Below are 24,294 nucleotides of genomic sequence, written 5' to 3' on the forward strand. Positions count from 1 at the left end.
TTAACAGGGAGGTCGTGATAGTTAGTAGGCTTAAATAACGGGGGTGTTGTGGGGCAGATGGTGTAGCCGAAGTTGGCAGAATAATGCTTAATACAAAAAGGGCCTGATTTAATCAGGCCCTTTTTTATTGGTGTCTATGACGGCTTTTAAGCAACTTCAGCAGTAACCTTTTGGCTATCCATATACTCATCGAAAGTGCCGTGGAAATTGATCATCTGTTGATCTTTAATTTCGATAATATGCGTTGCTAATGAGGATACAAATGCGCGGTCATGGCTGACAAAGATCAGCGTGCCGTCAAAGCCAAGCAAAGCATTGTTTAATGCTTCGATAGCTTCCATATCCATGTGGTTGGTTGGCTCATCCATAATCAGGACGTTCAAATCTATCATCATCATTTTGCCGAACAGCAGGCGGTTTTTCTCACCACCGGAACAGACTTTAGCTTTCTTGTTAAAGTCGTCAGCTGTAAAGAGTAAGCGACCTAACATAGCACGGACTTTCAGATCATCATGCTTAGGTGTACGCCACTGAGACATCCACTCAAATAGTGTTAGATCAGAATCAAAATCAGCACTGCTATCCTGCGGGCAATAACCAATAACCGCATTTTCAGACCATTTTATCGTACCTTCATTCGCTTGCAGCTCGTCCATCAGGCAGCGCAAGAAAGTAGTTTTACCGGCACCGTTCTCACCGATAACGGCGAGTTTAGCGCCGGCTTCTAGGATCAGATTGCCGTTTTCGAATAATTTGTTGTCTTCAAAACCGTGGCCAACATCTTCTAAGATTAGCGCTTGGCGGTGCAGCTTTTTATCCTGCTTTAAAGTGATGGAAGGGATCTGACGGCTGGAGGTTTTAACTTCATCTAGCTCGATCTTCTCCATCTTCTTAGCACGCGAACTTGCTTGTTTTGCTTTAGAGGCATTGGCAGAAAAACGATTTACAAACGCTTGTAGTTCATCCAGCTCAGCACTCTTTTTCGCATTTTCCGTTAATAGCTGCTCACGGATCAAAGAGGACGCTTCTAGGAAGTAATCATAATTGCCCGGATAGATTCTTAGCTCACCGTAATCGATATCCGCCATATGGGTACAAACCGCATTTAGGAAGTGACGGTCGTGGGAGATAATGATCATAGTGCACTTACGCTGGTTTAGAACCGACTCAAGCCAGCTAATTGTATGGATATCCAAGTTGTTGGTTGGTTCGTCCAGCAACAGAATATCTGGGTTGGCAAACAAAGCTTGTGCTAATAACACACGTAGTTTCCAGCCCGGTGCTACCTGACTCATCAAGCCAAAATGATATTCTTCGGCAATCCCTGCTTCCAGTAGGATATCACCAGCACGACTTTCTGCGGTGTAACCATCCATCTCGGCGAATTCGCTTTCCAGATGACCAACCTTCATCCCATCTTCTTCGGACATCTCTGGTAGCGCATAAATACGATCACGCTCCTGCTTTACCTTCCAAAGCTCGGTATCACCCATGATTACCGCATCGATAACCGTGTACTCTTCAAAGGCGAACTGATCCTGACTAAGGACACCCATCTTTTCACCCGGCGTAATAGAAACGTTGCCTGATGTTGGCACCAGATCTCCACTAAGAATCTTCATAAATGTAGATTTGCCGCAGCCGTTTGCGCCAATCAAACCATAACGATTGCCGTTACCGAATTTAGCCGAAATATTTTCAAACAAAGGCTCAGCGCCAAACTGCATTGTGATGTTCGCAGAGGATATCAAGGGAGTGTCCTGAGGGTAAAAAATTAGAAGATGTACAGCGGATTTTAAGGGCTGTTACAGGGAGGCGAACTTTACCAGAAAAGAGGAGAAAAGAGGTGATTATTTAACCTGAAATTGTTTAAAAAATCACCGGTAGCGATATAGGGTTAAGTTTCTTGTCGAATCTCATAAGTACAGAAATGAAAATAGCTCTAACTACGGGGATATTTCATTTTTCCTCTAATTCCTGGGTGTTATAAATCTATTTGGAATGAAACGAATTGTATGAATTCACATGTGTAGTGAAATGAATTGGGGAATAGAGAGTAGTAATGCACCCAAAGTGCCAATAGCGGACATGGATATACACTCTGTTCATTCAGTTGCAAGCAAGCTCTGATACGTTATTTTTATATTTATTTAAAGGCTCACAAAGGAATTACTAAAATGCAGAAAATCATTAAAGGGCTAGGAATTAGTCTATTAGCAATAACTCTTCCTTTAACGGTTGCTCACGCTGACTCGAAGGATAAAGAGCAGAGAGAAGCGGCTAAAGAGCAAATGAAAAATGAACGTGAACGCATGAAGCACAATAAAGAAATGATAAAAGAGCAGCGAAAACGTGATGCGGAATATCAGCGAGAAAGTCGTAAAGAGCGTGAAGAAATGGAACGTGAAAACCGCAAATACAAAGAAGAGTATGAGCGTGAGATGCGTAAGGATAGGGAAGAGCACCAACGTGAAATGATGAAAGATAGGGAAGAACACGAAAGAGAAATGCGGAAAGAAAGGGCAGAGCAAGAACGAGAATCACGTAAAGATTAAGCCTGTGTGAAGCTTAAGGGGAACCAGTATCTACGTTGCTTCCTCTTTGTTTTGCCTGTTACTTAATCATATTACAAACGTTCTGAGCACTCTTGCGAACACGGTATCTCAGATTTGTCGATGCCTGCAATGTGTCGTTAGCAGACGTTACCTTTATAGCTCTATCCCTTCTTTCCCGGAACTACCAGAACCTAAAAGCAGCCTGAAGGCTGCTTTTTTGGTTTGCATTTCATCTTAAACGAGGCGCTATTTCACTATTAAGAGACGCCATTTCATTTCAAATGAGATTTTACACTTCTCATTCTCCATCGTGAGTTTTACTTAACCCAAAATGGGAACCAATGAATGTTTTTTGATGTTAGCCTCTATGCGTTGAGACCCCGTTTTTTTCTATGTAATCCAGAAAGGCTTTCTCGCTTCTTTGTGAGCTTGCACTCGACTAAGACCTATATCTTTCAATTGCCCATCACTTAACTCGAACAGCGCATTTCGGGTGCGGTAGTTCTGTCGCCATTGCTTGAGGGTACACGCCAGCTTATGCAAATCTATTGTTGGAAGAAGATAACTATTTCTTATCTCTTTTGATGGCTGGTAGTTTTCACATACTTGAATGATCATCTGTGTATCCTCCGTTTATGCTTAATTTGTAAGTATTATTGGTCTTGGGTTGCTATAGTGACAAACGATATAAATTTCTATTCGGTTAATTAAAACTTAAGTTATATGGATCGTTTACCTCCTCTTAAAGCGTTGCGTGTTTTTTTAATGGCTGCTGAACATGGCAGTTTTAAAGTGGCTGCTGAAAAATTGTTTGTGACGCAGGCTGCTGTCAGCCAGCAGATACGTTTGCTGGAAGACTACTTTGCAAAGCCTCTATTTATTCGTCTGAATCGAGAGGTGCGTTTATCTCCTGCTGGTGCGTCTTTGCTGCCATATATCCAACAGGCGTTTAAGGCGATTGATGAGGGGAGTAGAGCGCTTTCGGTAGATCCTTCACCCAATCAACTTAAGATCACTTCGTTACCTTCATTTGCTGCGCGGTGGTTGATACCTAGGCTGGGTTCATTTCAGCAGGCCTATCCAGAGTTCAATTGCTTAGTGTCTACTTCATGTGACCTACATGACTTTTCGGATGATAGTCAGGATCTGGCGATTCGTTTTGCTGAAGGCGGGAATACACAGTTGATGGAGAAAATTCTAACTGAGGATTACATCGTATCGGTCTGTCACCCTGATCTTTTGCAGACAAAGGATGGTGCTGATCTGAACCTTGGAAACTTGCCCTTGTTGATTGATGACTCACCTGAACTTAAACAGGTGAATGCTGGATTTGTGCGAGAAATGGGGGGCAAAAATCAGGTCGTTCTTTTACTGCTGGATTCTAGCCTGCAGGTGGATGCTGCATTGAATGGTCAGGGTGTGGCCCCGATTCGGTACAGTTTAGTGTACGAGTATATAGAGCGCGGCCATTTAGTGTGCCCGCTTAAGTGCTATTGGAATTCGCCTTATGCCAACTATCTGGTTGCACCTGAAGCTAATTTTGATCGGCCAAAGGTGATGGCTTTTACCGAGTGGATTATGGATGAGGTTAGAGCCGTGGAAGCGCATTGGCAGGTATTTAAGGATGCTTCCAATTTTTCACTGATGGATGACTAAGGTAAACGAGTTCTATCAAGTCTTTGATTCCTACGTGAATCAGGAGATTTGATCTCCTTTACAGCTAACAATACTGCCAAGTACTTTTACATAGTCAGATATAGCGAGATCACCTGTTTACAGAAAAATACTCTGTTATACTCGCGCCATTGTAGTTAGTGATTAAGAGGCCTTATTTATGTCGAATCGTCTGGTGATTCTGGATACTGAAACCACAGGTATGAACCAGGAAAGTGGTCCACATTTCCAAGGGCACCGGATTATTGAGATCGGCTGTGTTGAGGTAATCAACCGTAAGCTGACTGGCAACACTTTTCACGTCTACATCAACCCAGAGATGCCGATTGATCCAGAAGCAATTGCGGTCCACGGTATCACTGATGAGCAGGTTAAAGACTGCCCTAAATTTGCTGAGATCGCTCAGGAGTTTGCCGAGTTTCTCGATGGCTCTGAGATGATTGCACATAACGCACCCTTCGACGTCGGGTTCATGGATCATGAATTTGGTATGTTGGGCGAGGGTTGGAAGAGCACAGAAGAGCTCTGTAAAATTACCGACTCCCTCAAAATCGCTAAAGACAAATTCCCTGGTCAGAAGAACAACCTAGACGCATTATGCCGTCGCTTAGGTATTGATAATTCCCATCGTGAGTTGCACGGCGCCTTGTTGGATGCCGAGATTCTTGCAGATGTTTACCTGTTGATGACAGGTGGCCAAACCTCCTTATTGTTGTCGGATGATGATATGGCTGGTGGTGATGCAGGTAAAATCAGAAGACATGCAGATGCGCTGCAAGGCTTACCTTTGGTCACCATAACCGATGAAGAGCTAGCCGAGCACGAAGCTTTCCTTAACATGCTTGATAAGAAAGCGGGCTGCAGCTGCACTTGGCGTCAGGAACTAGTTGAGGCGGAATAATTACCAATACCACTGCACAGTACAATTCAGTGAAGCTGCAATGATGGTTTCAGATGAATAGATGTAAAAAGACCCTCGCAAGATTATTTAACTTAGTAGGACTTAATCTTTAGACCTCTCTTTATTTGTTTTGAATATTTCTTGCAGGGCTACCTTATAGAGATCATGGTTTGATGCAGGGCAGAGAATGTAAAGAAACATGGATTTCTTAGCACATTAGATCAACTGCTCTGTTGTGGTCATATTTGTATTCGGTATTATGTTTTGAATAATGTGATCGTTCATTTTTTTTTAGGCCAAGGATATTTTGCAAACACTCGTAAAGCCTGCAGAATCTCTTATCGATTTTTCGGATCAACCTGACTTTGTTGCAACATTGTGTAAGCAGGTTAACTCATTACCTTATATTTTTAATCGTATATACCACGCTTCGGTTTCTATCGATCGCCGGGATTTGATTGCCTTTCTTTCCAATAATACTTCTCACCAGCAAATGTTTTGGCGTGAGCGAGATCAGGATCGTGTGCTTGCAGGCCTTGGTGCCGCTGTGGAGGTAATCACAGACTCATCAGCAGAAGCGATTGCTGAAGTTAGAGATTTATCATCTCGGATCTTTAGCCAATCTGAAAAAGCGTATCAGCCTTTTTTCTTCGGCGGATTTTCTTTCGCTGAAGAAGATGAGAGTGATATCTGGCAAGGTTTTCCATCCAGTTATTTTGTTTTGCCGCAGATCTGTTTGAGCGAAACTCAGAGTGAATATCACCTACATATTCACCTGCCATGTGACGGCGAGGCTGAATGGAATACTGCAAAAAATGATCTGATCGGGCTGTTACTTGAACTGGAATGGAATAAGTCCAATCAAGAAATTAGTAAGTTTGATAGACCATATCGGCAATGTTCCAGTATTGATAAAGCCCATTGGCGTGATCTCTGTGATCAGGTGCAGAGTGAGATTGTTCAGCAGTCTATTGAAAAAGTCGTTCTGGCAAGAGATGTCGTTCTTTCTATTGATGGCTCAATGAATGTTCATCAGTTATTGAATCGTTGGTTGGCGGTAAATCCAGATACTTATTCATTTATGCTGCAAAGAGGCGACAAGTATCTTTTGGGGTGTTCACCTGAGCGTCTTTATAAAAGAGAAGGGCAGCAACTTTGTACCGAGTCATTGGCTGGAACGGTTGGGCGAGGTGAAGGTTTGACGAGTGATGAACTGTTGGCTCAAAAGTTACTTAATGACTCGCGGTTTCAGAATGAACATGGCTTGGTAAGCCGATTTATACAGCAGCAGCTTGAAGGTGTTTGTAACCCGGTTGATTTTGAACCTACTCAAGTTATGAAATTGGAAAAGGTTCAGCATCTTTATCAAAAGGTGACGGCTGAACTTAACTGTAAAATTGATGATGCTGAACTGATAAATCTTCTCCACCCAACACCTGCAGTATCGGGTTATCCAAGAGATGCAGCCATGAACTTCCTGTCTTCAAATGAGACTCTAGCGCGTGGTTGGTATAGCGGAGGGATTGGAATCGTCAGTTATAGTGATGAGATGGAGTTTGTTGATCTTGCTGTCGTAATCCGATCTGCACTACTGGAAAATAACCGGTTACACTGTTTTTCTGGTGTGGGTTTGGTTGACGGCTCCGATTCAGAATCGGAATGGCAGGAGCTGGATTCGAAAATTAACTCTCTTCTTGATGTGGTTTATGGCACAGCACAACACTAATCTGACAAATCTATGGGCCGCTGCTGTTCTAGAGCAGTTAGTTCAGTTGGGCGTCGAGGACATCTGTATTGCGCCTGGCTCTAGAAGTGCACCTTTAGTTATTGCGGCTGCCAAACTTTCCCATTTTAAAACCAATAAAGGGGAGCAAGGACAGCTGAGATTACACACGCATCTTGATGAGCGAGGCTTAGGCTTTTTCGCACTAGGTCTTGTCAAAGCGCGGTCAAAGCCAGTCATCGTGATTACTACATCTGGGACTGCGGTTGCCAATTTATATCCTGCGGTCATCGAAGCTTTTCAAACATCGCAGCCGTTGATGGTGCTCTCTGCTGATAGGCCTGAAGAGTTGCTAAATTGTGGCGCGAATCAGGCGATTAATCAGAAAGGAATCTTTGCTGATAATGTTGTCGAATTTTGTCAGATTGATGCGTTAGATAGTGAAGCAGAGATTACAGAAAACCTGAGTTCAATTGTCAGGGCTTACCAGAAAGCCACTACGTCAGGCCCTGTGCAGATCAATTGCGCATTTAGGGAGCCGCTTTATCCAACTAGTACTGAACATCTGTTAGATATCGAAAAATACCTTCAGGATGTTGATCATGTGAGGCCATCTATCTCCTCAACTTTTGAGGCCGAGTCTATCCAGCCCAGTGGAAAAACGCTTCTTGTCGCTGGTGATTTAACCCCTTCGCAAGCACAGTATGTTATGGCATTGGCCGAACGGTTTGATACCCCGGTAATTGCTGACATAAACAGTAAATTGCCGAAGCATCGCTTGGTTATTCAAAGTGCTGAACTGATTCTTGAAGCTCAGCCTGACCTTCTTGCTGAATACGACTCGGTGATTCAGTTAGGTGGGCGACTTGTCGGCAAGCGCTTGTTGAATTGGTTATCTGAAAGCCATTTTGAAAACTATATTTTGGTTTCGCCACAGGCGTTAGCACTCGATCCCTCTAAAACGGCCACCCAGATTTGCATAGATATAGATGAGTACTGTCAGGATGCAGTTATCGAAAAATCAGATCATGCTCAACTGTTAGAAAAGAGTGGCCAGATACTGGAGAAAGCACGAACCTTTATGCGTTCACTATCATTTGGTGAACTGAAAGCTGCGCAGACTCTGTGTGATGTTCTGGATAGTAGCGTAGATCTCTTTGTCGGTAATAGCTTAAGCATTCGCTTGATGGATCTGCAGTCTAATCGAAATTTCCCTGTCTTCAGTAACCGAGGGGCGAGTGGGATAGATGGACTGTTGGCTACGGCTTGTGGTGTACAGCAGGGGCGAGAGAGACCTATAGTGGTTTTGTTGGGTGATACATCTTTGCTGCATGATCTAAACAGTTTGATGATCGCACGCCGTCATAGCAGTGACTATCCGCTTATATTGATCGTGTTGAACAATGACGGCGGTAGCATATTTAACATGCTGCCAGCGGCCAATTTAGGTGATGTCCAGCGGGACTTTTTCCAGCTGCCGCATGGTTTGGGGTTTGGCAATATCGCTAAAAGTTTTGATATTCCTCATCATTCACCTAGCACCGAAGCGCAATTCAAACAGCAACTTACTGATTTACTCAAACAGAATGGAGTGGCAATGATCGAGTTACAACTGCCTCCCACTGAGAGTAGTCAGCAGATAAAAGCACTCTATGAGTTTTCAAGAAATCATTGTGCAGCTTCTGATTCGACAGGCTAATCATTAGATGCTGATCGACCATCCTTATCACCAAGGCCAGATTTTAGCTGAAAACTCCCCTGTTATACTCTGTCTCCATGGCTTTATGGGAGGGCAGGATGACTGGAAACCCGTCATAGATCATCTTCCTGATAGTCAGAAACTGAATATCGTTTATCTCGCTTTACCTCTGACATTTCCAGAGGATGTAACAGATATTGAAGGTTATAGCCGTTGGTTGTGGCAGCAGCTCCCCGATTTTAAACAACCGGTGTTTTTACTGGCTTATTCTTTGGGTGCCCGTATTGGGATGCATTGGTTAAGGGATAATCCTGGTTCAATTTGTGGTGCTTTATTTGACGGAGGGCACCCGGGCCTCCCCGGCGACAAAGCGCGGCTAGACAGTGATTTAGTTTGGCAGCAGCGGTTTAGTCAGCAGGATCTTAAGCTCACTTTGGAGCAGTGGTATCAGCAAGCTGTGTTTAACGGTAGGGAAAAAGATACCGCGGAACAGATCTATCAACGCCATAAGGCTGATCCATCTGCTTTAGGAAACTTATTGCTAACTCTATCTGTGGCTAATCAGCAGGATATGACGTCCTCACTTGGGGGACACCCTATTACTTATCTCACAGGAGAGCATGATAAAAAATACACCGAATTAGCAAAACAGCTCGTTCAACAGCATGCTAATATCGTTCATCATGTTATCTCGGGTGCAGGCCATAATTGTCACAGTGATCAGGCCTGTAGTGTGAGTAGGATTTTATCTAATTTTTTAACGGGCTTTATTCATGACTAACCCTGCAGACAGCAGTATCCAGAAGGGCGCAGATTGGGTTGATTGCGGGCAGCAATTTTCCGATATCCTTTATCACAAGGCTGAGGGCATCGCTAAGATCACCATTAATCGTCCTGAAGTACGTAATGCCTTTCGTCCACAAACAGTTAAAGAGATGATTGCGGCAGTCAATGATGCCCGTTATGACGATCAGGTTGGTGTAGTTATTCTGACTGGGCAAGGAGATATGGCTTTTTGTTCAGGCGGGGATCAGCGAGTTAGAGGTGATACGGGCTACGAAGATGAGTCTGGTGTTCATCACCTTAATGTTCTGGATCTTCAGAAGATGATCCGAAGCCTACCTAAGCCAGTTATCGCGATGGTAGCGGGTTGTGCCATTGGTGGTGGTCATGTACTGCATCTGGTGTGTGATATGACGGTAGCTGCTGAGAATGCTCGATTTGGTCAGACAGGCCCTAAAGTGGGTTCTTTCGATGGTGGTTTTGGTGCCAGTTATATGGCGAGTATCGTAGGGCAGAAGAAAGCCCGTGAGATCTGGTTCTTATGTGATCAGTACGATGCAAAAGAGGCACTAGATATGGGCCTAGTAAACAAGGTCGTACCTATAGAAAATCTGGAACTAACCACGGTTGAGTGGTGCCGAAAAGTGCTTAGGCTTTCACCTATGGCATTAAGAACGTTAAAGAGTGCTTTCAATGCTGGAATAGACGGGCAAGCAGGTCTTCAGGAGCTAGCCGGTAATGCGACTATGTTGTTTTATATGACTGAGGAAGGGCAGGAAGGCCGTAATGCCTACAATGAAAAACGTCCACCTGACTTTAAGCGATTTAAACGCCAGCCATGATCCCTAAGGTCAGGCTTCTTGAGTATGAAATTCCGTTTACCTCCCCCTTTTTTTTAAATGTGGGTGGTAAGCGGAAAATACTCAAAACTAGACAGGGATTGCTACTACACTGGTTGTTTGACGATCAGAGTATTTATACAGAGATCGCACCCTTACCAGGTTTTTCAAATGAAACCCTAGAACAATGTAAGCAGCAGTTATTGATGCTTAATTCGAGTGATTTTTCCGCTTCCCCTAGTCCAAATCACTTATACCCAAGTGTGCGGTTTGCAATTGAAGCTGCGTGGTATCAACTTGAGTATCCTTTGCGTTCTACAGCTGTTCGTTCCTGTTCGCTTATGGATAAGAGCTCCGAAAGCCATCGAATAAAAATCAAAGCAGGGCATCAATCAATCGAGAATGATGTTTTGTCTTTAAAGTCTGTTTTAGCTTATTTGGAACCTCATCAAAAGTTGCGAGTTGATGCCAACCGGACATGGACGATAGAAGAACTGGAAGCTCTACAGCATTCACTGAATATGGCACAAATCGATTATGTGGAAGAGCCGCTTAAGTGCCTCGACCATTACCAACCTAACGGATTGTCTATCGCTTTTGATGAATCTCTCCGCGAGCTGGATCCGCAAAAGCTTGTTCCGGAAATATTCTTTACAGCTAAAACCTGGGTATTAAAGCCAATGCTATGTGGGTTACAGCGGACTATAGAACTTGCTCAATTGGCTCGTGAGAGGGGAATAGCCTGTGTTCTTTCCAGTAGCTTTGAAAGCAATGTCTCATTGGAGTTCTATCATTCACTTGCTCAGGATCTGGAATTAACCGAGGAGCAGGGTTTGGATACCCTTAAGTATCTAGCAAAAGATCTACAGCCCGCAAAAATAACGCTTAGAGAGCAAACTGTCCCAATGGCAGATTGCAAAGAGATTGCGCGGCTATGCTAGAAACGCTCCTCGAAAAGCATTATGGCAATGGCAGTACACTGGGTGATGAGCAGCATCGTTATTCTTATGAGGCTTTCAATCGTCTGATCCAATCTAAGAGAGATGAGCTGTATTCATTCGGTTTAAGAGAGAATCAACTTGTTCTGTATAAAGCTGATAATACCCTTGATACGCTCATTTTAAGTTGTGCCATTATGGAGCTGGGGGCGGTAGCAGTTCCGTTCAATCCTTCATTTAGCGAGAGTCAACTCAACGAGTTAAAAGCCCTTAACCAGTATGCGTATTTTATCGATCAGCATGGGGTAACGGCACTACATGAAGAGCATGAAGAGGGTGTTGTCGATCTATCCATAGTGAATGGGATTTTTACATCGGGATCGACAGGAACACCTAAACTGGTGTGTCATCGTCTCTCTAACCATATTGCCAGTGCTAAAGCTTCAGCGATGATCAATCCTTGCGACTCTTCTGATCATTGGCATGTCTCATTGCCGATCTACCATATCGGTGGTTTTAGTGTGTTTTTCAGGGCAATAGTGTCCGGTGCATCGCTGACTATTGGTGGTCGTGTAGAGGATCCGTTATTTCTACAGAGGATGGGTATAACCCATGCTTCGATGGTTGCGACACAGTTACAACGTTTTAAAGCATCAGAAGACGATACAAAGGATTTAAGGTTAAAAACCTTGCTGATAGGTGGTGGACCGACTGCCGAAAAGCTATTACGTTCATGTGCTGACTTACCGTTAAGAAAGACTTACGGCATGAGCGAAATATCATCACAGGCTTGTACTGAAGGTGAAGATGGGTCAATGGCAGTTCTAGACAGTGTCGAGCTAAAGGTTGATGAAGACGGTGAAATATTACTGGCAGGTGAAAGCTTATTTGCAGGCTATTTGGTTAGTAACCAATTGAGATCATCAGAGGTATTTTTCCGGACAGGTGATATCGGCCGGTGGGAGAGTAATAGGCTACTGATTACAGGGCGTAAGGATAATCAGTTTATTAGCGGTGGCGAAAATATTCAGCCGGAAATGATTGAGAAACAACTACTCAAACTAGAAGGTGTGACTCAAGCAGTAGTGGTGCCTGTTGCGTGTCCTGAGTTTGGTTGTCGGCCTTTTGCTTGGGTAAATGCAGATTGTTGTTTCACCCAGATTAAATCCGAGCTAAAAAACGTATTACCCAGTTTTATGATCCCTGTTGGCTTTGCCAAAATACCGGATTCTATGTTGGTGAAAGGCCTTAAGTTATCTCGCAAGGAGCTTGCCGCTCTAGCTGAAAAAGAGCGGTAACCGCTATCTGTTACGAACAAAGATAAGGCGTTTAGTGACCTCAAACGATAAATCCAATATATAGTAAAACGAATTTAAAAGGGGTAGTAAACTACTACCGCAATGTGTCAGAAGTGGTTATTTAGCTTATCCCTCGAATTAGCCTTATCTGGAAATGTCAGATAACCAGAGTCTAAATTTAGGCTGTATTGACGAAACTATATTTTAATAGCTGCTGTACCGCTTTAATATCCTTACCTGATTCAAGTAAGTGACTCGAAAAATAGGCCCGAATGTATGATGGGTTTTGGGATTAACAGTCTTAACAGCTAATATTCAGCAAAGGAATAGAATTTATAGCTTGGCGTTACGACAACGGAAATAGTTTATGAAAGTTCTTATTGTGATAAGTGCCATTGTGTTCTCTGTCGTATTCGTTTTTCCATATAAAGGATATGCGCAAGAGACAGGAGCAATCAGTGTATGGACATCCGAATTCCCTCCGTACAATTACACTGATAATAACGGAACGGTTGTTGGATTGAGTACTGAGGTGGTTCAGGCTGTCTTGCATGAGATGAAGATTACAGCGCTCCCGATCAGTATGCCGTGGGCACGAGCCTACAAGTACACGCAACTGCAAGAAAATGTGTTACTTCACTCAATTACTCGAACGAAAGCTCGAGAGAAGTTGTTTAAATGGGTCGGAGTGATTGCTCCAGCTAATTACAGTTTGTGGGCTTTAAAAGCACGAACCGATATTGTCATCAGGAACCTTGAGGATGCAAAACCATATAGCATTGGAACCACCAATAATGATGTGGTTGAACAATATTTAACAGCGCACGAATTTCAGTATCTTTATCGGATGAGCGGTCAAGATGCGTATAGCAATAATATTAAAAAACTGATTAAAGGACGAATTGATCTGTGGGGAGTGGCAAGTATTCCTGGCTATTACTTTTTGGAACAGGAGAATCAGCACGACCATGTTAAACAGGTGTTCGTGTTAGAAGACCTGACCGACGAAGGAATGTATATGGCCTTTGGGCCAAAAACATCAGACGTAGTGGTAGAACAGTTTCGTAATGCATTAGAACAGATCAAAGAAAAGGGCATCTATCAGAAAATTCTCAAAAAATACTTGAAATAACCTGATGCGAACCATAATAACCGCATAAGAGCTAATGTGTTATATCTTGTTTTGTATTCTCTATTTGGAGATATCTCAATCGGCTTATGTTTGGCTTTAATGCCCGTTTTGTGTCGGTAGACGATCTCGACGGTTCTGGAATGGTCTCTGTGGTCTACTTCGTGCTAAAAGCGGAAATTACGCAGCTCATACACGTATGGCAATCAGCCTATTCCCATGAATCTAACAAGGTTATAGTGCTATTCTGTTGTTATACATTAAGCATACAGGTTTAAGCATGCCTATTTCTGATCATCTTACAAAGTAGGAACATGAATCAACAGAGCAGAACCTCCTGAAAAAACTATACTTAACTGTACTTTCCTTAAGCAGAAGGAGGTGCGACATGAAAACTTGCAAATACCTCTTATCCCCAATCCTCACGCTTTGCGTTCTTCTATTTTTTCAACCTGCTATTGCAGAGTCACAAGGGCTTTTAGACGGCACTAGCTACGTTGGACAAAACGGGGAGAAAGGTAGAGAAGCGAACCAGAACGACACCCTTTATTTTAATGAAGGATTGTTTATCTCTGAATCATGCAGTGACTATGATTTTAAGCATGGTAAATACGATGCGTGGGAAGACGCCGGAAAAATTCACTTCAAGGCGACTACTATCAGCCCAACTCATGGCCAGCTCTCTTGGAAGGGAAGCCTTGATGGTACAGTTATGAATGTGACTTACATCTGGACAAAAAAACGATGGTATTGGGCGGATATTCATCGTGAGTACTGGTTCAATGGTACTTTAAAAGCAGAATAGATTAGTGCCGTACTTCCCGTCGGTGCTGAATTAAATTTTTATAAAGCCCGCTGTTGTTGGGCTCGTCAAAATTATAGCCTTCCTCTGGCAGGAAGGAGGGGAACGTTGGCTGCCGTGGCCTCCCGATTAGACGACAGAAAAAGAGCCTGTAGCTGTCATCAAGTAGTTATCCTTTACCCTAGAATTCAATAAACACTGAATCTACACTTTTGTTGTACTCGATTTTTTTGAGAACATGGTATGAGCTTTGCCGTAAGAAGAATCTTTATCTCCTTTGGCCTGATCATGATGGTTAATATGAGTGGGTGTACCAACCTATTATTAGGAAAATCATATGTTAATTTTCACGCTGAGCGCCATAAAAAAGTAGTTATAGAAATAGCAGCCAAATTACAAAAGGGTACGCTCGATTCAGACTCATATATCGAGAGGGGGTGGGCTTATTTTTGTTTGAAGGAATATGAGAAAGCTCTCTCTGACTTCAGTTACGCGATTGAATTGGATTCTTCTAACCCCTTCGCTTATATAGGGCGAGGAAATTCTCGTAGAGCACTTGATTTTCAGTCTCCACCCGATGGAATAATTAGCCACCCTCACAAGGAACATGGAATAGATTTAAATACAGCGAATATTCTAGCTCCTGAATTATTAGCTCAGGAAATAAATAAATACTTTGGTTATTTATCCAACAATAATTTTATTTTTCCAGTTTCCGGTTACTGCTTCCCAAAAAACAGTCTTGTTCTAGGTTCTGCGGAGATATTACAAGTGATGGAGAAATTGCCTCCTGTTGCATATAAAAATGCCTTTGGTGCAATACCAGTCTATAAACCCACTAAACCTCAGATAGGAAAGGTAGGACAGGTTGTACAAAGGGCAAAATCTAAGTATTCAGTTGAAATTGTCTTGCCCTATTCCATAGGAAACCGGAAGACGCTCCTTTTGGTTTTTGACAAAAATGATAAGTTAATTGTAATCCGTCTGCTCGATACAATGTTCTTAAATGGTAAGAATACAATGATTGACTATTCAGGGAACGAAAGATTAAAAAAAATAGGCCGTGGGAGGTTCAATAAATATAAAAGCCTGGTGCAAAAGTACCCTTTCAAAGAAATCTATCGTGAAACTTTCCTGTATGAATACAAAACATTGAGAGCTGATGTTACACCATGTATTACCATCGATATATCCGTTCCTGTTGAGCCTGAACTCGGTATAGTAACTTACATAATAGAGTACATTTATACGTGCCTGACAAAATAAGGCTACCCTTAGTCGTTAATTGGCCTATTGGGGGTTCTGACAATTTTTAATGCCTGCTTTGTGTCGATAGCTGACATGTTCTGGAACTTTCAGAAAACTCTCTGAATCGTCCAAATATTGGAATTATTGTTTTTATATTGTGACTTTTTAGATCAGCTTAAATCTTTACGATGAGCAGCTGTAGTGGGATAAACCACCTAGATCATTCAGTTCTGCTGGTCTTAATCTATAAAACTTATCTTCCACTTTTTGTGATTGTTCAGCATAAGGCTGAGTCATTACTTCCTGCAGTTCTCTGATTAGTTCGTAATTACCTTCAGCCGCTTGCTGATAAGCGGGTTGTACGAACCACTCACGTAGAGTGTATTTAGGGTTCACCTGTTTCATCTGCTGAGCACATTCTTCACGGGAGCGTTGAAGAGAGGTATTAGCCTGATTCAAAGCTATGTTCCATTGCTGGAGCCAATCTTCCCAGCGTTCAACTAGTTTGCTGGATGGCTCTAGGTAAAAGCTTTTTGTTAAAAGCTCTAGGCTCTCTGGAAGATTGGATAGTTCACGGAAGAAGCGTGTGTAATCGGCTTGTGTTTGGGCCATAAGCGCTAATAGCTCTTTAACTAGTTCTGGCTCAAATTTATCTAGCCCTAGTTTTGCAGCCCACATCGCTTCCATTTTGTTGCTCATTGCTTCTGCAAAACCGTTTCTGATTTCACTTAGCTGTTCTATTCCTTCGGGAGCCGTTTGGAAAAGGGGAGCTAAGGCTACGCAGAACATATGGAAGTTCTGCTCTGCGGCTAGAGGCTGATTTAGGAAGGAGAAGTGATGCCCGCCGCCGGTCCAAGGTTGGAATTGTGGGTCGAACTCATCCATAAAGCCGTATGGACCATAATCTAGGGTAAAACCACCCGCAGCACAGTTATCACTGTTGAAGTTACCTTGGCAGTAACCAACCCGAATCCAGTTGCTGATAAGAGAGGTAAGTCGGTTACGGACAGCTTGTGCTAATAATAGCGCTTTCTTTGTTAGGGGTAGGTCATGGTCGATCAGATCGCTATATTCGCGTTCGATTAAGTGAAGAACCAGCATTTCTAGTTCTTCTAAGGCTTTAGAGTGTTCTTGTTTACGAGCTCGACGACCAAAGAGCTCTAATTGACCGACACGAATAAACGACGGTGCTACACGTGTGGTGATCGCAACCGGGTTATAAACCATGATATCGGGATCTTGCGAACGTGATCCCTCGGAATACCATGGGCGTCTGACCGTTTCAGATTTTGAAACATAAAGACTCAAGGATCTTGATGTCGGTACACCCAGGGCGTGCATATGCTCTTGCGCTAGAAACTCTCGTACACTTGATCGTAAAACTGCACGACCATCTGCGCCGCGGCAATAAGGGGTTTGACCGCCGCCCTTAAGCTGCATCTCCCAACGTTTATTGTTGAAGATACCTTCTAGAACAGAGATTGCTCGCCCATCACCATAACCGTTACCTGTACCAAACGGGCATTGCTGGTAGTACTCATTACCATAGATAGAAAGGGCATAGCCGCAGGCCCACCCCTTATTCAATAAAGATTCAGGCAATTGCGAAAGGTCGCCAGAGAACATCTGCTTGAATCCATCCGATTGCGCCAGAGCATCGTTAAAACCTAATTCTCGAAAGAATGTGTGGCTATGTGCGACATACTCAGGATCACTGATCAGTGTTGGGTTAACTGGCACATAATGACCAGAAAAGATCTCTCTAGGTAAATGGTCGACCCCATTTTCTGTTGCCTCAGGATCAGGATTTAAGGTTTGTAATAGCGAGTAATCGGCGTGAGCTGCAAGATCGTCGAGTGAATCGATAGTTGGTTCATGATTTGTAGAAGGTGGGTGGATCATTGTAGCTCCATAACTTGGGTAAACGCAGGCAGATGTAGTTTTAATCATCCCTCTACGTTTGGAAAGGGGCTTAGGATATTTTTAAGCGTCTAAATACCTAAAAAGGGTTAGTAAAATTTAGACAGAAAGAATTTAACTTTATCCATAGAAGTGTTTGTTTTGATCTGGTTTTTTTTAAAAGAGTCCAAGGAGTGCTTTTGCACGTAACATCTAACAAAGGTAATTAAGTGTTTTTTAATTTTTGCTCAAAAAAACCAACACTTACCGTCTTTGTGCTAGCCTTTTTAGGCCCTAAGTTCATATTACAACCCATAGTAATAAGTGGTTTAGCGTCTATAGTAAATCTATACCCAATGTTTGATTACATAGCGTAAAGGGTGGGGGGCTATGTAAGCGTTTTTGGGAATCCTACCCGGTTGCTAAAATGGTATTGAAAAAAGAGTCGCGAAAGCACTTTTGGCCGATTATCACTATTATGATGTTTGTCGGGGTGATTACCTGTTTAGCTTCAATTGGGATTTTGTATAAGTCTGCAGTCGAAGCTGAACAATCCCGTCTAGTTTCTCTTGTTTCGAGTAAAGCTCGCCTTATTAATGCTGTTGCAGAATTTGATTCACAATACAGCCGAGTAGATCACCCCGAAGGGGCGGCAGGTGCAACCTTAAGTCAGCTACGAGACTCATTTAGAGATAAAATAGGCTTCGGACAGACTGGAGAATTTGTTGTTGGACGGCTGAGTGGTCGGAATATCGAATTTTTGATGAGCTCTCGGCAGCTTGAGCAAGTACCCATCCCTATACCTTTAAACGAAACTGCAGCAGAGCCTATGAGGCGAGCCCTCAATAATGAATCGGGGGCGATTATTGGCCCTGACTATCTTAATCGTGAGGTAATTGCAGCTTATCAGTTGGTCCCTCATCTGGGCATTGGTCTTGTTGCCAAAATCGATATGACTGAAGTACAGCAGCCTTTTATTGATGCCAGTATCAATGCCTTGATTATTGCTCTACTTATCATCGTGATGGGGACTTTATTAATTAGTCAGATTGAGGAAGAGGAGCACTCGAGTAGTGAAGCTTTTGCATTAAAGTCGGGTGTAGGTCCTAAAGAGTGGCTTGTTTATCGGATATTACTACTTGCTACGGTATCTGTAGCGGTGATGATGACCTCTATTGGCTTGTTGTATTACTCAGAACGCGAAGCAGAAAACCAGCGCATGTTGGATATGGTGGTAACTCAGGCCAGTTTGATTAATGCAGTTGCAGAGTTTGATGCCCAATACAACGAAGATGATTTTCCTGGCGGGTCAAAAAAGGCGACTTTGGAACAGGTCAGTAAGGCGATGCAAGAGTCACCTGGCTTTGGTCAAAGTGGTGAATTTCTTTTAGGCAGTTTTTCTGATTACAACATCGTTTTTCTGACTCAGCCACGGCATTCCGATCACCCGATACCTGACTTTCATGTAGTTGATAAGCACTCTAATGCTATGAAACAAGCATTGGCGGGACGTACGGGAACGCTGGTGGATCTTGACTACCGCCATATTGATGTACTGGCCGCATTCACACCGATTCCAGCATTAGAATCTGGGTTAGTTGCGAAGATAGATATTCCCGAAATCAGAAATCCGTTTATTCAAGCGAGTTTTAATACTAGCGCTGTTGCAGCGGTTGCTATCTGTTTTGGTGCTTTGCTGCTGTGGCATTTGTCTCAATATCAAAAAGAAGAGGATATCCATGATATTAGCCAGCCTATAAGTCGCGGTTTGGCTATGGTTGATGAGGCTAAAATTAGCCCTGTTTTGCTAATTTTTACTATTTCTCTAGGCACAGCATTGTTTGTATTGGACTTGGCCCTGCCTTTAGGTATTGCTTGTGGCCTGCCTTATATATTTTTTGTGCTGGTTGGAAAGATCTATCCGCGGCGTCAGCATACGCTCTTGCTGGCGTTCATCGCTACTATCTTAATTTTCATAGGTTACTACTATTCTCCAGAAGGAGGCCAAGATTGGGTGGTTATCACCAATAGAATCTTGGCAGTTGCAGCGATCTGGTTAACAGCACTGACGGTGAGTGTTTCTCAGGCACAAAACCGATCGCAGAAGGTGCAAGCTTCCGAGCTGAGAAGGCTTTCTTTAGCCGTAGAAAATAGTCCCGCATCAGTAATTATTACAGATCCTTACGGAATCATTCAGTACGTTAATCAGCGTTATACGGAGCTCACAGGTTATAGTCGTGAAGAATCTGTAGGGCGCAAAAGCAATATGACTCGATCTGGTAATACTCCAGATCCAGTCTATAGCGACCTATGGGAATCACTAAATAGTGGCAAGACGTGGCAAGGGGAGTTCCATAATAAGAAAAAATCAGGTGAGCTCTATTGGGAGAGTGCTTCTATACATCCCATTCTTTCTGCGAAAGGTAAGATTGTTAATTTTGTGGCCCTTCAAGAAGATATAACAGAGCGTAAAGTGAGTGAGTTAAAGCTTCAGTATATGGCGACTCATGACAACTTAACCAACCTCCCAACACGTCGATTATGTATGGATCGCTTAGCTAAGATTATAGATCTGGCTAAAAGGAAGCAGCATCAGGCGGCTGTATTGTTTATCGACCTTGATGGCTTCAAAGAGGTGAATGATTGTTTTGGTCACGATAGTGGTGATCAGGTATTAATTGACACCGCTACAAGGCTTAAAACCTGTGTCAGGGAGTCTGACACAGTAGCTAGAATTGGCGGAGATGAATTTATCATCCTATTAAATGAAATCAATGAACCCCAAGATGCAGGTTTGGTTGCTAAGAAAATTCTAGAGAGTATTAAGCAACCTTATAGAATTGAACAAAAAGAAATAAGCATTGGCGTAAGTATTGGTATAGCGCTTTATCCAATTGATGCGGTAAACCCAGAGAAACTGATTCAAAATGCTGATAAAGCAATGTACAGCGTAAAAACAAAAGGTAAAAATAATTTTACTTTCGCAGAATAAACCTTATAAATAGTAATGTTAATTTATGGTTTTTGAATTTATTTTCTCTAATTAAGTAATTAATTATCTAGTATTTGGGTATTCTTTATAATCTGCTGTTTGCTCAAAACTTTCTTGATTTAAATAAGTGCTAATTTAGCTATTACATATCTCTTTATTACTATATTCCTGTAAAAACATGTAGTAACTAGCTACTACTTTGCTGTTTATGGTGTATTAAATGGTAGTGCTTGCTATATCCTTTGGTATCAATTTAAACGCCTGTATGAAAACCCATGCTCGCTAATAAAATGCATAGATAACTCAGTATCTTCTTTAAAAGTAGCTGTAAAAATCATTAACTAATTTACTTTAGTGATTATTAATAAAAATATATTAGAGGCCTTTAAATAGATGGAGCTCTGTTTGTTTTAATTAAAAACTATGGCAGCCTGCTTGTCCTGCTTTTAGGATTTTTAATTAAAAGGGAGTTTTTTAAGATGACGCTATCTCGCAAGCTCACCATGATTTTCTTAGCCGTCGGTATAGTTCCTATGTTGATTTTGGGAGCTTTTCTTACCTATACCAGTAGTAATAGCTTAAGTGATCAAGCGCTTAATAAGTTACAAGCGGTGCGCAGTATTAAGCAAAATCAGATCGAATCGTACTTTGCTGAGCGTGAAGGTGATGTGATGATGCTCTCTGAGATGATCAACTCCATGACATCTGCAGGGCATACCCTAAACAGCATTGAACAGATGCTTGGTGTCGAAGGAGGCGATAATAGCTTCTTTGCAAAGTACATTAATGCTTATGACTATTATGACCTTTTCTTAATCAATCCAGCGGGTACTGTGTTTTATACAGTGACACGCGAAGCAGATTACGGCACAAACTTGTTATCGGGCCCATATCGAGATTCTGGCCTAGCTAAAGCTTTTCGAAATGCCCGTGATGAGAACAACTTTGTATTAGAAGATTTTGCACCTTACGCCCCTAGTGCAAATGCACCAGCCAGTTTTATTGCCTACCCAATCCAACAGAATGGTCAGTTTGCAGGGGTTGTCGCGTTGCAGCTATCGATTGAAAAGATCGGTGCAATTATGCAAGAGCGTGGCGGCATGGGTGAAACGGGCGAATCTTATCTAGTTGGATCAGATAAACGTATGCGATCTGACTCCTTCCTTGATCCGGAAGGGCACTCTGTTATCGCGTCTTTTGCAGGGACTGTTGCGAAAAATGGTATTGATTCAGTATCCGTTCGCGAAGCCTTAAATAATAACGAAGGCGTTACAGAGCTGATTGATTACAACGGTAACCCAGTTCTGTCAGCCTATACATCAGTAAAGGTGGGTGACCTTACTTGGGCGCTTATTTCAGAGATTGATGTGGCCGAAGCACTTGAATCAGTGTCTGGTTTGAAGATGACGGTTCTGGTTACGGTATTAATCTCAATGGTTATCGTCATTGCTGTGGCTTATGTGTTTTCTAGATCGATTACTCGCCCATTAGGTGGAGAGCCACACGAGATGAAACAGGTAGCCGACACCATCGCCTCAGGTGATTTAACCTTAGCCATTGATGCAAATCAGCAACATGGCAGCGCTTATAGCTCGATGGCTGTTATGGCGGATAATTTACGCAAAATGGTTGCTGACATGATCAGCATCAGCGAGCAGATGGCACGTAGTAGTGAAGAAACGTCGGTTATCACAACACAAACTCACACGAATACAGAGCTGCAGCAAAATGAGTTAACCAAGATATCTGCTGCGATGGTACAGATGGTGGCGACCGTACAAGAGGTGGCATCGAATGCGCAGAATGTTTCTGATGCGACAACCAATGCATCAAAAGAGGTAGTGGCTGCACAAAAAGGTATTGAACAAACCATGCAGTCTGTTGCTGAACTCTCCCACGAGGTTGATCAGTCAAACCAAGCGATATTGAATCTAGAAGAGTACAGCGCCCAGATAGACTCTATTTTGGCGGTCATTGTAAGTATTGCTGAGCAGACTAATTTATTGGCGCTAAATGCTGCGATAGAAGCGGCAAGGGCGGGAGATCATGGCCGTGGTTTTGCTGTGGTTGCAGATGAGGTTCGCTCCCTTGCTCAAAGAACTCAAGATTCTACTCGTGATATCGAGGCGATCATTACTCAGCTGAAAGAGGGAACGCGTCGAGCGAGTGATTCCATGAATGTCAGTATTAAGAAAACACAGCTTTCACTTCAAAGCACCAAAGAGATGAATGATCTGATTATCTCGATAGGTGCCGGTGCCGAGCGTATCAGTGAGATGATGCTACAAATTGCCAGTGCTACGGAGCAGCAGTCTTGCGTGGCCGATGAGATCGGCGAGAACGTAAACTACATTCATCAGCTGGCAATTGAGAATGCCACAGGAGTCGGTGAAACCGCACAAGCGACTCAGCACTTATCGCAATCTGCAGGTAATCTGCATCAACTGATTGCGCAGTTCAAAACTTAATGGGTTCGTCATAACATATAAAAAAGGCCTTCATGATGAAGGCCTTTTTTAGTTTAAATCTCATTAGCCGCCGGTATATCGGCAAACATGCTATTACTCATCCAGCGGCTGACATTGGCTGTCAAAGAGCTAGGCCCGATTAGATTTAAGCGTTGTTGTCTAATCGCTGTTTTATAGCTGATATCACCCATCCAGATCTCAATCATGGTACGAAGATCGGTATTAAACCAGATATCGACCTCTTTACCAGGGTCTGTAGTACAGACATCTTTATGGTTGCCGTCGACCATCACCCACCATTTAGCTAGGTGTTCGCGGTCGCTAAAGTTAAAGCAGATTGTAGTTGCGCCATCTGGGAGTTTATCGGTTTGGATGCTGCGTTCGAGATAAACCATCAGCAGTTCAATATCGAGTTCGCTGTCGGAGATCTGGCCGCGGGTCCAACGCATGCCCCAATCACCAATTTGCTGAATAATCGGTAAAAGTTCTTTGCCTTGCTCGGTTAAAAAGTACTCGTAGCCACGTTGGTTTGGGATCTTCTTGCGAATCACAATACCGGCTGCCGTCAGCTCATTTAAGCGCTTAGTCAGCATGGTGGGTGAGATAGCCGCCATGCCGCGCTGAAAGTCATTAAAGCGTTTTCCACCCATAAGTAGCTCGCGGACTATAAGGAGCGTCCATTTTTCGCAAAGGAGCTCTGAGGCTTTAGCGATAGGGCAAAATTGCATGTACTGCATAAAAATCTCTACTATTTATCGTTTTTATTCTTAACTACAGAATCTGTAGTTTAATGCTACGGTTTAGATAGCATTCAAAGAGTGAACTTCTAATTAGTATCAATGCTCTGATTGATTACAAAAACAATAATTGGAGCAACAAACCATGCCTAAGTTCATCATTGAGCGTGATATCCCAGAAATCGGTTCAGCTGATGCAGATGCATTAAAAGCAGCTGCAGAAAAATCTAACGCGGTACTAGCCGAGATGCAGAGCGAACATAAAGATATTGCTTGGGATTACAGTTACGTCGCTGGCGATAAAACCTTCTGTGTTTATAACTGTGCCGACGCTGAATTAATTGAAGAGCATTCACAGCGTAGTGGTTTCCCAGCATCCATTGTTACGCAAGTAGATACCCAGATAAGCCCAGCAACTGCAAAGTCTTAAACTAGCTGGAGTTATTGCAACCGGTGTTACCTTAGCACCGGTTTTTGCGCTGCTGTACTGTACTTAAGACCCCAGTGATTAAGTCTTAAATGCAATTATTGCAGTGTGAATAAGCAGTTAACATGTTAAAAAATAACAAGAATAAGTAGCCATGTATCAGTTCTATAATCGTAGTCTTA

At 42.8% G+C, this 24,294-nt stretch carries 19 protein-coding genes; 15 read left to right on the forward strand and 4 right to left on the reverse strand.

The window, feature by feature from the left end:
- Positions 1-146: 146 nt before the first annotated feature.
- Positions 147-1,751 carry an ABC-F family ATPase gene (locus tag ACMXYR_RS07040; RefSeq protein ID WP_415903461.1) on the reverse strand — a complete coding sequence of 535 codons (1,605 nt, stop codon included), beginning with the start codon at positions 1,749-1,751 and terminating at the stop codon, positions 147-149.
- Positions 1,752-2,177: 426 nt separating this feature from the next.
- Between ACMXYR_RS07040 and ACMXYR_RS07045 the strand changes: the two genes are divergently transcribed.
- On the forward strand, positions 2,178-2,555 hold the full coding sequence (locus ACMXYR_RS07045) for a hypothetical protein (RefSeq protein ID WP_415903462.1): 378 nt from the start codon (positions 2,178-2,180) through the stop codon (positions 2,553-2,555).
- Positions 2,556-2,945: 390 nt separating this feature from the next.
- On the opposite strand, the gene ACMXYR_RS07050 is transcribed toward ACMXYR_RS07045, so the two are convergent.
- The gene (locus ACMXYR_RS07050) at positions 2,946-3,173 is read right to left on the reverse strand and encodes a DUF1127 domain-containing protein (RefSeq protein WP_415903463.1); all 228 of its coding nucleotides are present in this window, start codon (positions 3,171-3,173) and stop codon (positions 2,946-2,948) included.
- 105 nt (positions 3,174-3,278) lie between these two features.
- On the opposite strand from ACMXYR_RS07050, the gene ACMXYR_RS07055 reads away from it, so the two are divergent.
- The 11 genes from ACMXYR_RS07055 (at position 3,279) to ACMXYR_RS07105 (ending at position 15,607) form a co-directional block, all read left to right on the forward strand.
- Positions 3,279-4,211, forward strand: coding sequence for a LysR family transcriptional regulator (locus ACMXYR_RS07055; RefSeq protein WP_415903464.1), 933 nt, complete (start codon positions 3,279-3,281; stop codon positions 4,209-4,211).
- Between the two features lie 178 nt (positions 4,212-4,389).
- Positions 4,390-5,130: a DNA polymerase III subunit epsilon gene (gene dnaQ, locus ACMXYR_RS07060; RefSeq protein WP_415903465.1), complete on the forward strand. Its 741-nt coding sequence runs from the start codon at positions 4,390-4,392 to the stop codon at positions 5,128-5,130.
- A 307-nt stretch (positions 5,131-5,437) separates the two neighbouring features.
- On the forward strand, positions 5,438-6,856 hold the full coding sequence (locus tag ACMXYR_RS07065) for an isochorismate synthase (protein ID WP_415903466.1): 1,419 nt from the start codon (positions 5,438-5,440) through the stop codon (positions 6,854-6,856).
- Positions 6,837-8,552, forward strand: coding sequence for a 2-succinyl-5-enolpyruvyl-6-hydroxy-3-cyclohexene-1-carboxylic-acid synthase (gene menD / locus ACMXYR_RS07070; protein WP_415903467.1), 1,716 nt, complete (start codon positions 6,837-6,839; stop codon positions 8,550-8,552). The genes ACMXYR_RS07065 and menD overlap by 20 nt, the downstream gene beginning before the upstream one ends.
- A gap of 7 nt (positions 8,553-8,559) precedes the next feature.
- The gene (locus ACMXYR_RS07075) at positions 8,560-9,333 is read left to right on the forward strand and encodes an alpha/beta fold hydrolase (protein WP_415903468.1); all 774 of its coding nucleotides are present in this window, start codon (positions 8,560-8,562) and stop codon (positions 9,331-9,333) included.
- The gene (gene menB / locus ACMXYR_RS07080; protein ID WP_415903469.1) at positions 9,326-10,177 is read left to right on the forward strand and encodes a 1,4-dihydroxy-2-naphthoyl-CoA synthase; all 852 of its coding nucleotides are present in this window, start codon (positions 9,326-9,328) and stop codon (positions 10,175-10,177) included. The genes ACMXYR_RS07075 and menB overlap by 8 nt, the downstream gene beginning before the upstream one ends.
- A complete protein-coding gene (locus ACMXYR_RS07085; RefSeq protein ID WP_415903470.1) occupies positions 10,174-11,115 on the forward strand; it encodes an enolase C-terminal domain-like protein in 942 nt (313 codons plus the stop codon). The genes menB and ACMXYR_RS07085 overlap by 4 nt, the downstream gene beginning before the upstream one ends.
- A complete protein-coding gene (locus ACMXYR_RS07090; RefSeq protein WP_415903471.1) occupies positions 11,109-12,410 on the forward strand; it encodes an AMP-binding protein in 1,302 nt (433 codons plus the stop codon). Before ACMXYR_RS07085 ends, ACMXYR_RS07090 begins: the two co-directional genes overlap by 7 nt.
- Positions 12,411-12,777: 367 nt before the next feature.
- Entirely contained in the window at positions 12,778-13,542 is a 765-nt protein-coding gene (locus ACMXYR_RS07095; RefSeq protein WP_415903472.1) for a substrate-binding periplasmic protein, read from the forward strand.
- Between the two features lie 385 nt (positions 13,543-13,927).
- A complete protein-coding gene (locus ACMXYR_RS07100) occupies positions 13,928-14,344 on the forward strand; it encodes a hypothetical protein (RefSeq protein ID WP_415903473.1) in 417 nt (138 codons plus the stop codon).
- 240 nt (positions 14,345-14,584) lie between these two features.
- Positions 14,585-15,607 (forward strand): hypothetical protein, encoded by a 1,023-nt coding sequence (locus ACMXYR_RS07105; protein WP_415903474.1) that lies wholly within the window; start codon positions 14,585-14,587, stop codon positions 15,605-15,607.
- Positions 15,608-15,772: 165 nt separating this feature from the next.
- Here ACMXYR_RS07105 and ACMXYR_RS07110 read toward each other — a convergent pair whose 3' ends face one another.
- Positions 15,773-17,491, reverse strand: a complete 1,719-nt coding sequence (locus tag ACMXYR_RS07110) for a protein adenylyltransferase SelO (protein WP_415903475.1) — start codon at positions 17,489-17,491, stop codon at positions 15,773-15,775.
- A 424-nt stretch (positions 17,492-17,915) separates the two neighbouring features.
- Between ACMXYR_RS07110 and ACMXYR_RS07115 the strand changes: the two genes are divergently transcribed.
- On the forward strand, positions 17,916-20,480 hold the full coding sequence (locus ACMXYR_RS07115; RefSeq protein ID WP_415903476.1) for a diguanylate cyclase domain-containing protein: 2,565 nt from the start codon (positions 17,916-17,918) through the stop codon (positions 20,478-20,480).
- A 479-nt stretch (positions 20,481-20,959) separates the two neighbouring features.
- Complete coding sequence (locus ACMXYR_RS07120; protein ID WP_415903477.1) at positions 20,960-22,948, forward strand: methyl-accepting chemotaxis protein; 1,989 nt, start codon at positions 20,960-20,962, stop codon at positions 22,946-22,948.
- A gap of 53 nt (positions 22,949-23,001) precedes the next feature.
- On the opposite strand, the gene ACMXYR_RS07125 is transcribed toward ACMXYR_RS07120, so the two are convergent.
- Complete coding sequence (locus tag ACMXYR_RS07125) at positions 23,002-23,685, reverse strand: winged helix-turn-helix transcriptional regulator (protein WP_415900919.1); 684 nt, start codon at positions 23,683-23,685, stop codon at positions 23,002-23,004.
- A 145-nt stretch (positions 23,686-23,830) separates the two neighbouring features.
- Between ACMXYR_RS07125 and ACMXYR_RS07130 the strand changes: the two genes are divergently transcribed.
- The gene (locus ACMXYR_RS07130; protein WP_415903478.1) at positions 23,831-24,115 is read left to right on the forward strand and encodes a nickel-binding protein; all 285 of its coding nucleotides are present in this window, start codon (positions 23,831-23,833) and stop codon (positions 24,113-24,115) included.
- Positions 24,116-24,294: the final 179 nt, after the last annotated feature.

The sequence above is a fragment of the Neptuniibacter sp. QD29_5 genome (assembly GCF_047778125.1).
GTDB lineage: Bacteria > Pseudomonadota > Gammaproteobacteria > Pseudomonadales > Balneatricaceae > Neptuniibacter.

Coding starts and splice junctions, on each gene's coding strand:
- ACMXYR_RS07115 (WP_415903476.1), top strand. CDS start 17,916: ATGGTATTGAAAAAAGAGTCGCGAAAGCACTTTTGGCCGATTATCACT.
- menD (WP_415903467.1), top strand. CDS start 6,837: ATGGCACAGCACAACACTAATCTGACAAATCTATGGGCCGCTGCTGTT.
- ACMXYR_RS07050 (WP_415903463.1), bottom strand. CDS start 3,173: ATGATCATTCAAGTATGTGAAAACTACCAGCCATCAAAAGAGATAAGA.
- ACMXYR_RS07055 (WP_415903464.1), top strand. CDS start 3,279: ATGGATCGTTTACCTCCTCTTAAAGCGTTGCGTGTTTTTTTAATGGCT.
- ACMXYR_RS07130 (WP_415903478.1), top strand. CDS start 23,831: ATGCCTAAGTTCATCATTGAGCGTGATATCCCAGAAATCGGTTCAGCT.
- ACMXYR_RS07075 (WP_415903468.1), top strand. CDS start 8,560: ATGCTGATCGACCATCCTTATCACCAAGGCCAGATTTTAGCTGAAAAC.
- ACMXYR_RS07085 (WP_415903470.1), top strand. CDS start 10,174: ATGATCCCTAAGGTCAGGCTTCTTGAGTATGAAATTCCGTTTACCTCC.
- ACMXYR_RS07095 (WP_415903472.1), top strand. CDS start 12,778: ATGAAAGTTCTTATTGTGATAAGTGCCATTGTGTTCTCTGTCGTATTC.
- ACMXYR_RS07045 (WP_415903462.1), top strand. CDS start 2,178: ATGCAGAAAATCATTAAAGGGCTAGGAATTAGTCTATTAGCAATAACT.
- ACMXYR_RS07125 (WP_415900919.1), bottom strand. CDS start 23,685: ATGCAGTACATGCAATTTTGCCCTATCGCTAAAGCCTCAGAGCTCCTT.
- ACMXYR_RS07120 (WP_415903477.1), top strand. CDS start 20,960: ATGACGCTATCTCGCAAGCTCACCATGATTTTCTTAGCCGTCGGTATA.
- dnaQ (WP_415903465.1), top strand. CDS start 4,390: ATGTCGAATCGTCTGGTGATTCTGGATACTGAAACCACAGGTATGAAC.
- ACMXYR_RS07090 (WP_415903471.1), top strand. CDS start 11,109: ATGCTAGAAACGCTCCTCGAAAAGCATTATGGCAATGGCAGTACACTG.
- ACMXYR_RS07110 (WP_415903475.1), bottom strand. CDS start 17,491: ATGATCCACCCACCTTCTACAAATCATGAACCAACTATCGATTCACTC.
- ACMXYR_RS07100 (WP_415903473.1), top strand. CDS start 13,928: ATGAAAACTTGCAAATACCTCTTATCCCCAATCCTCACGCTTTGCGTT.
- menB (WP_415903469.1), top strand. CDS start 9,326: ATGACTAACCCTGCAGACAGCAGTATCCAGAAGGGCGCAGATTGGGTT.
- ACMXYR_RS07105 (WP_415903474.1), top strand. CDS start 14,585: ATGAGCTTTGCCGTAAGAAGAATCTTTATCTCCTTTGGCCTGATCATG.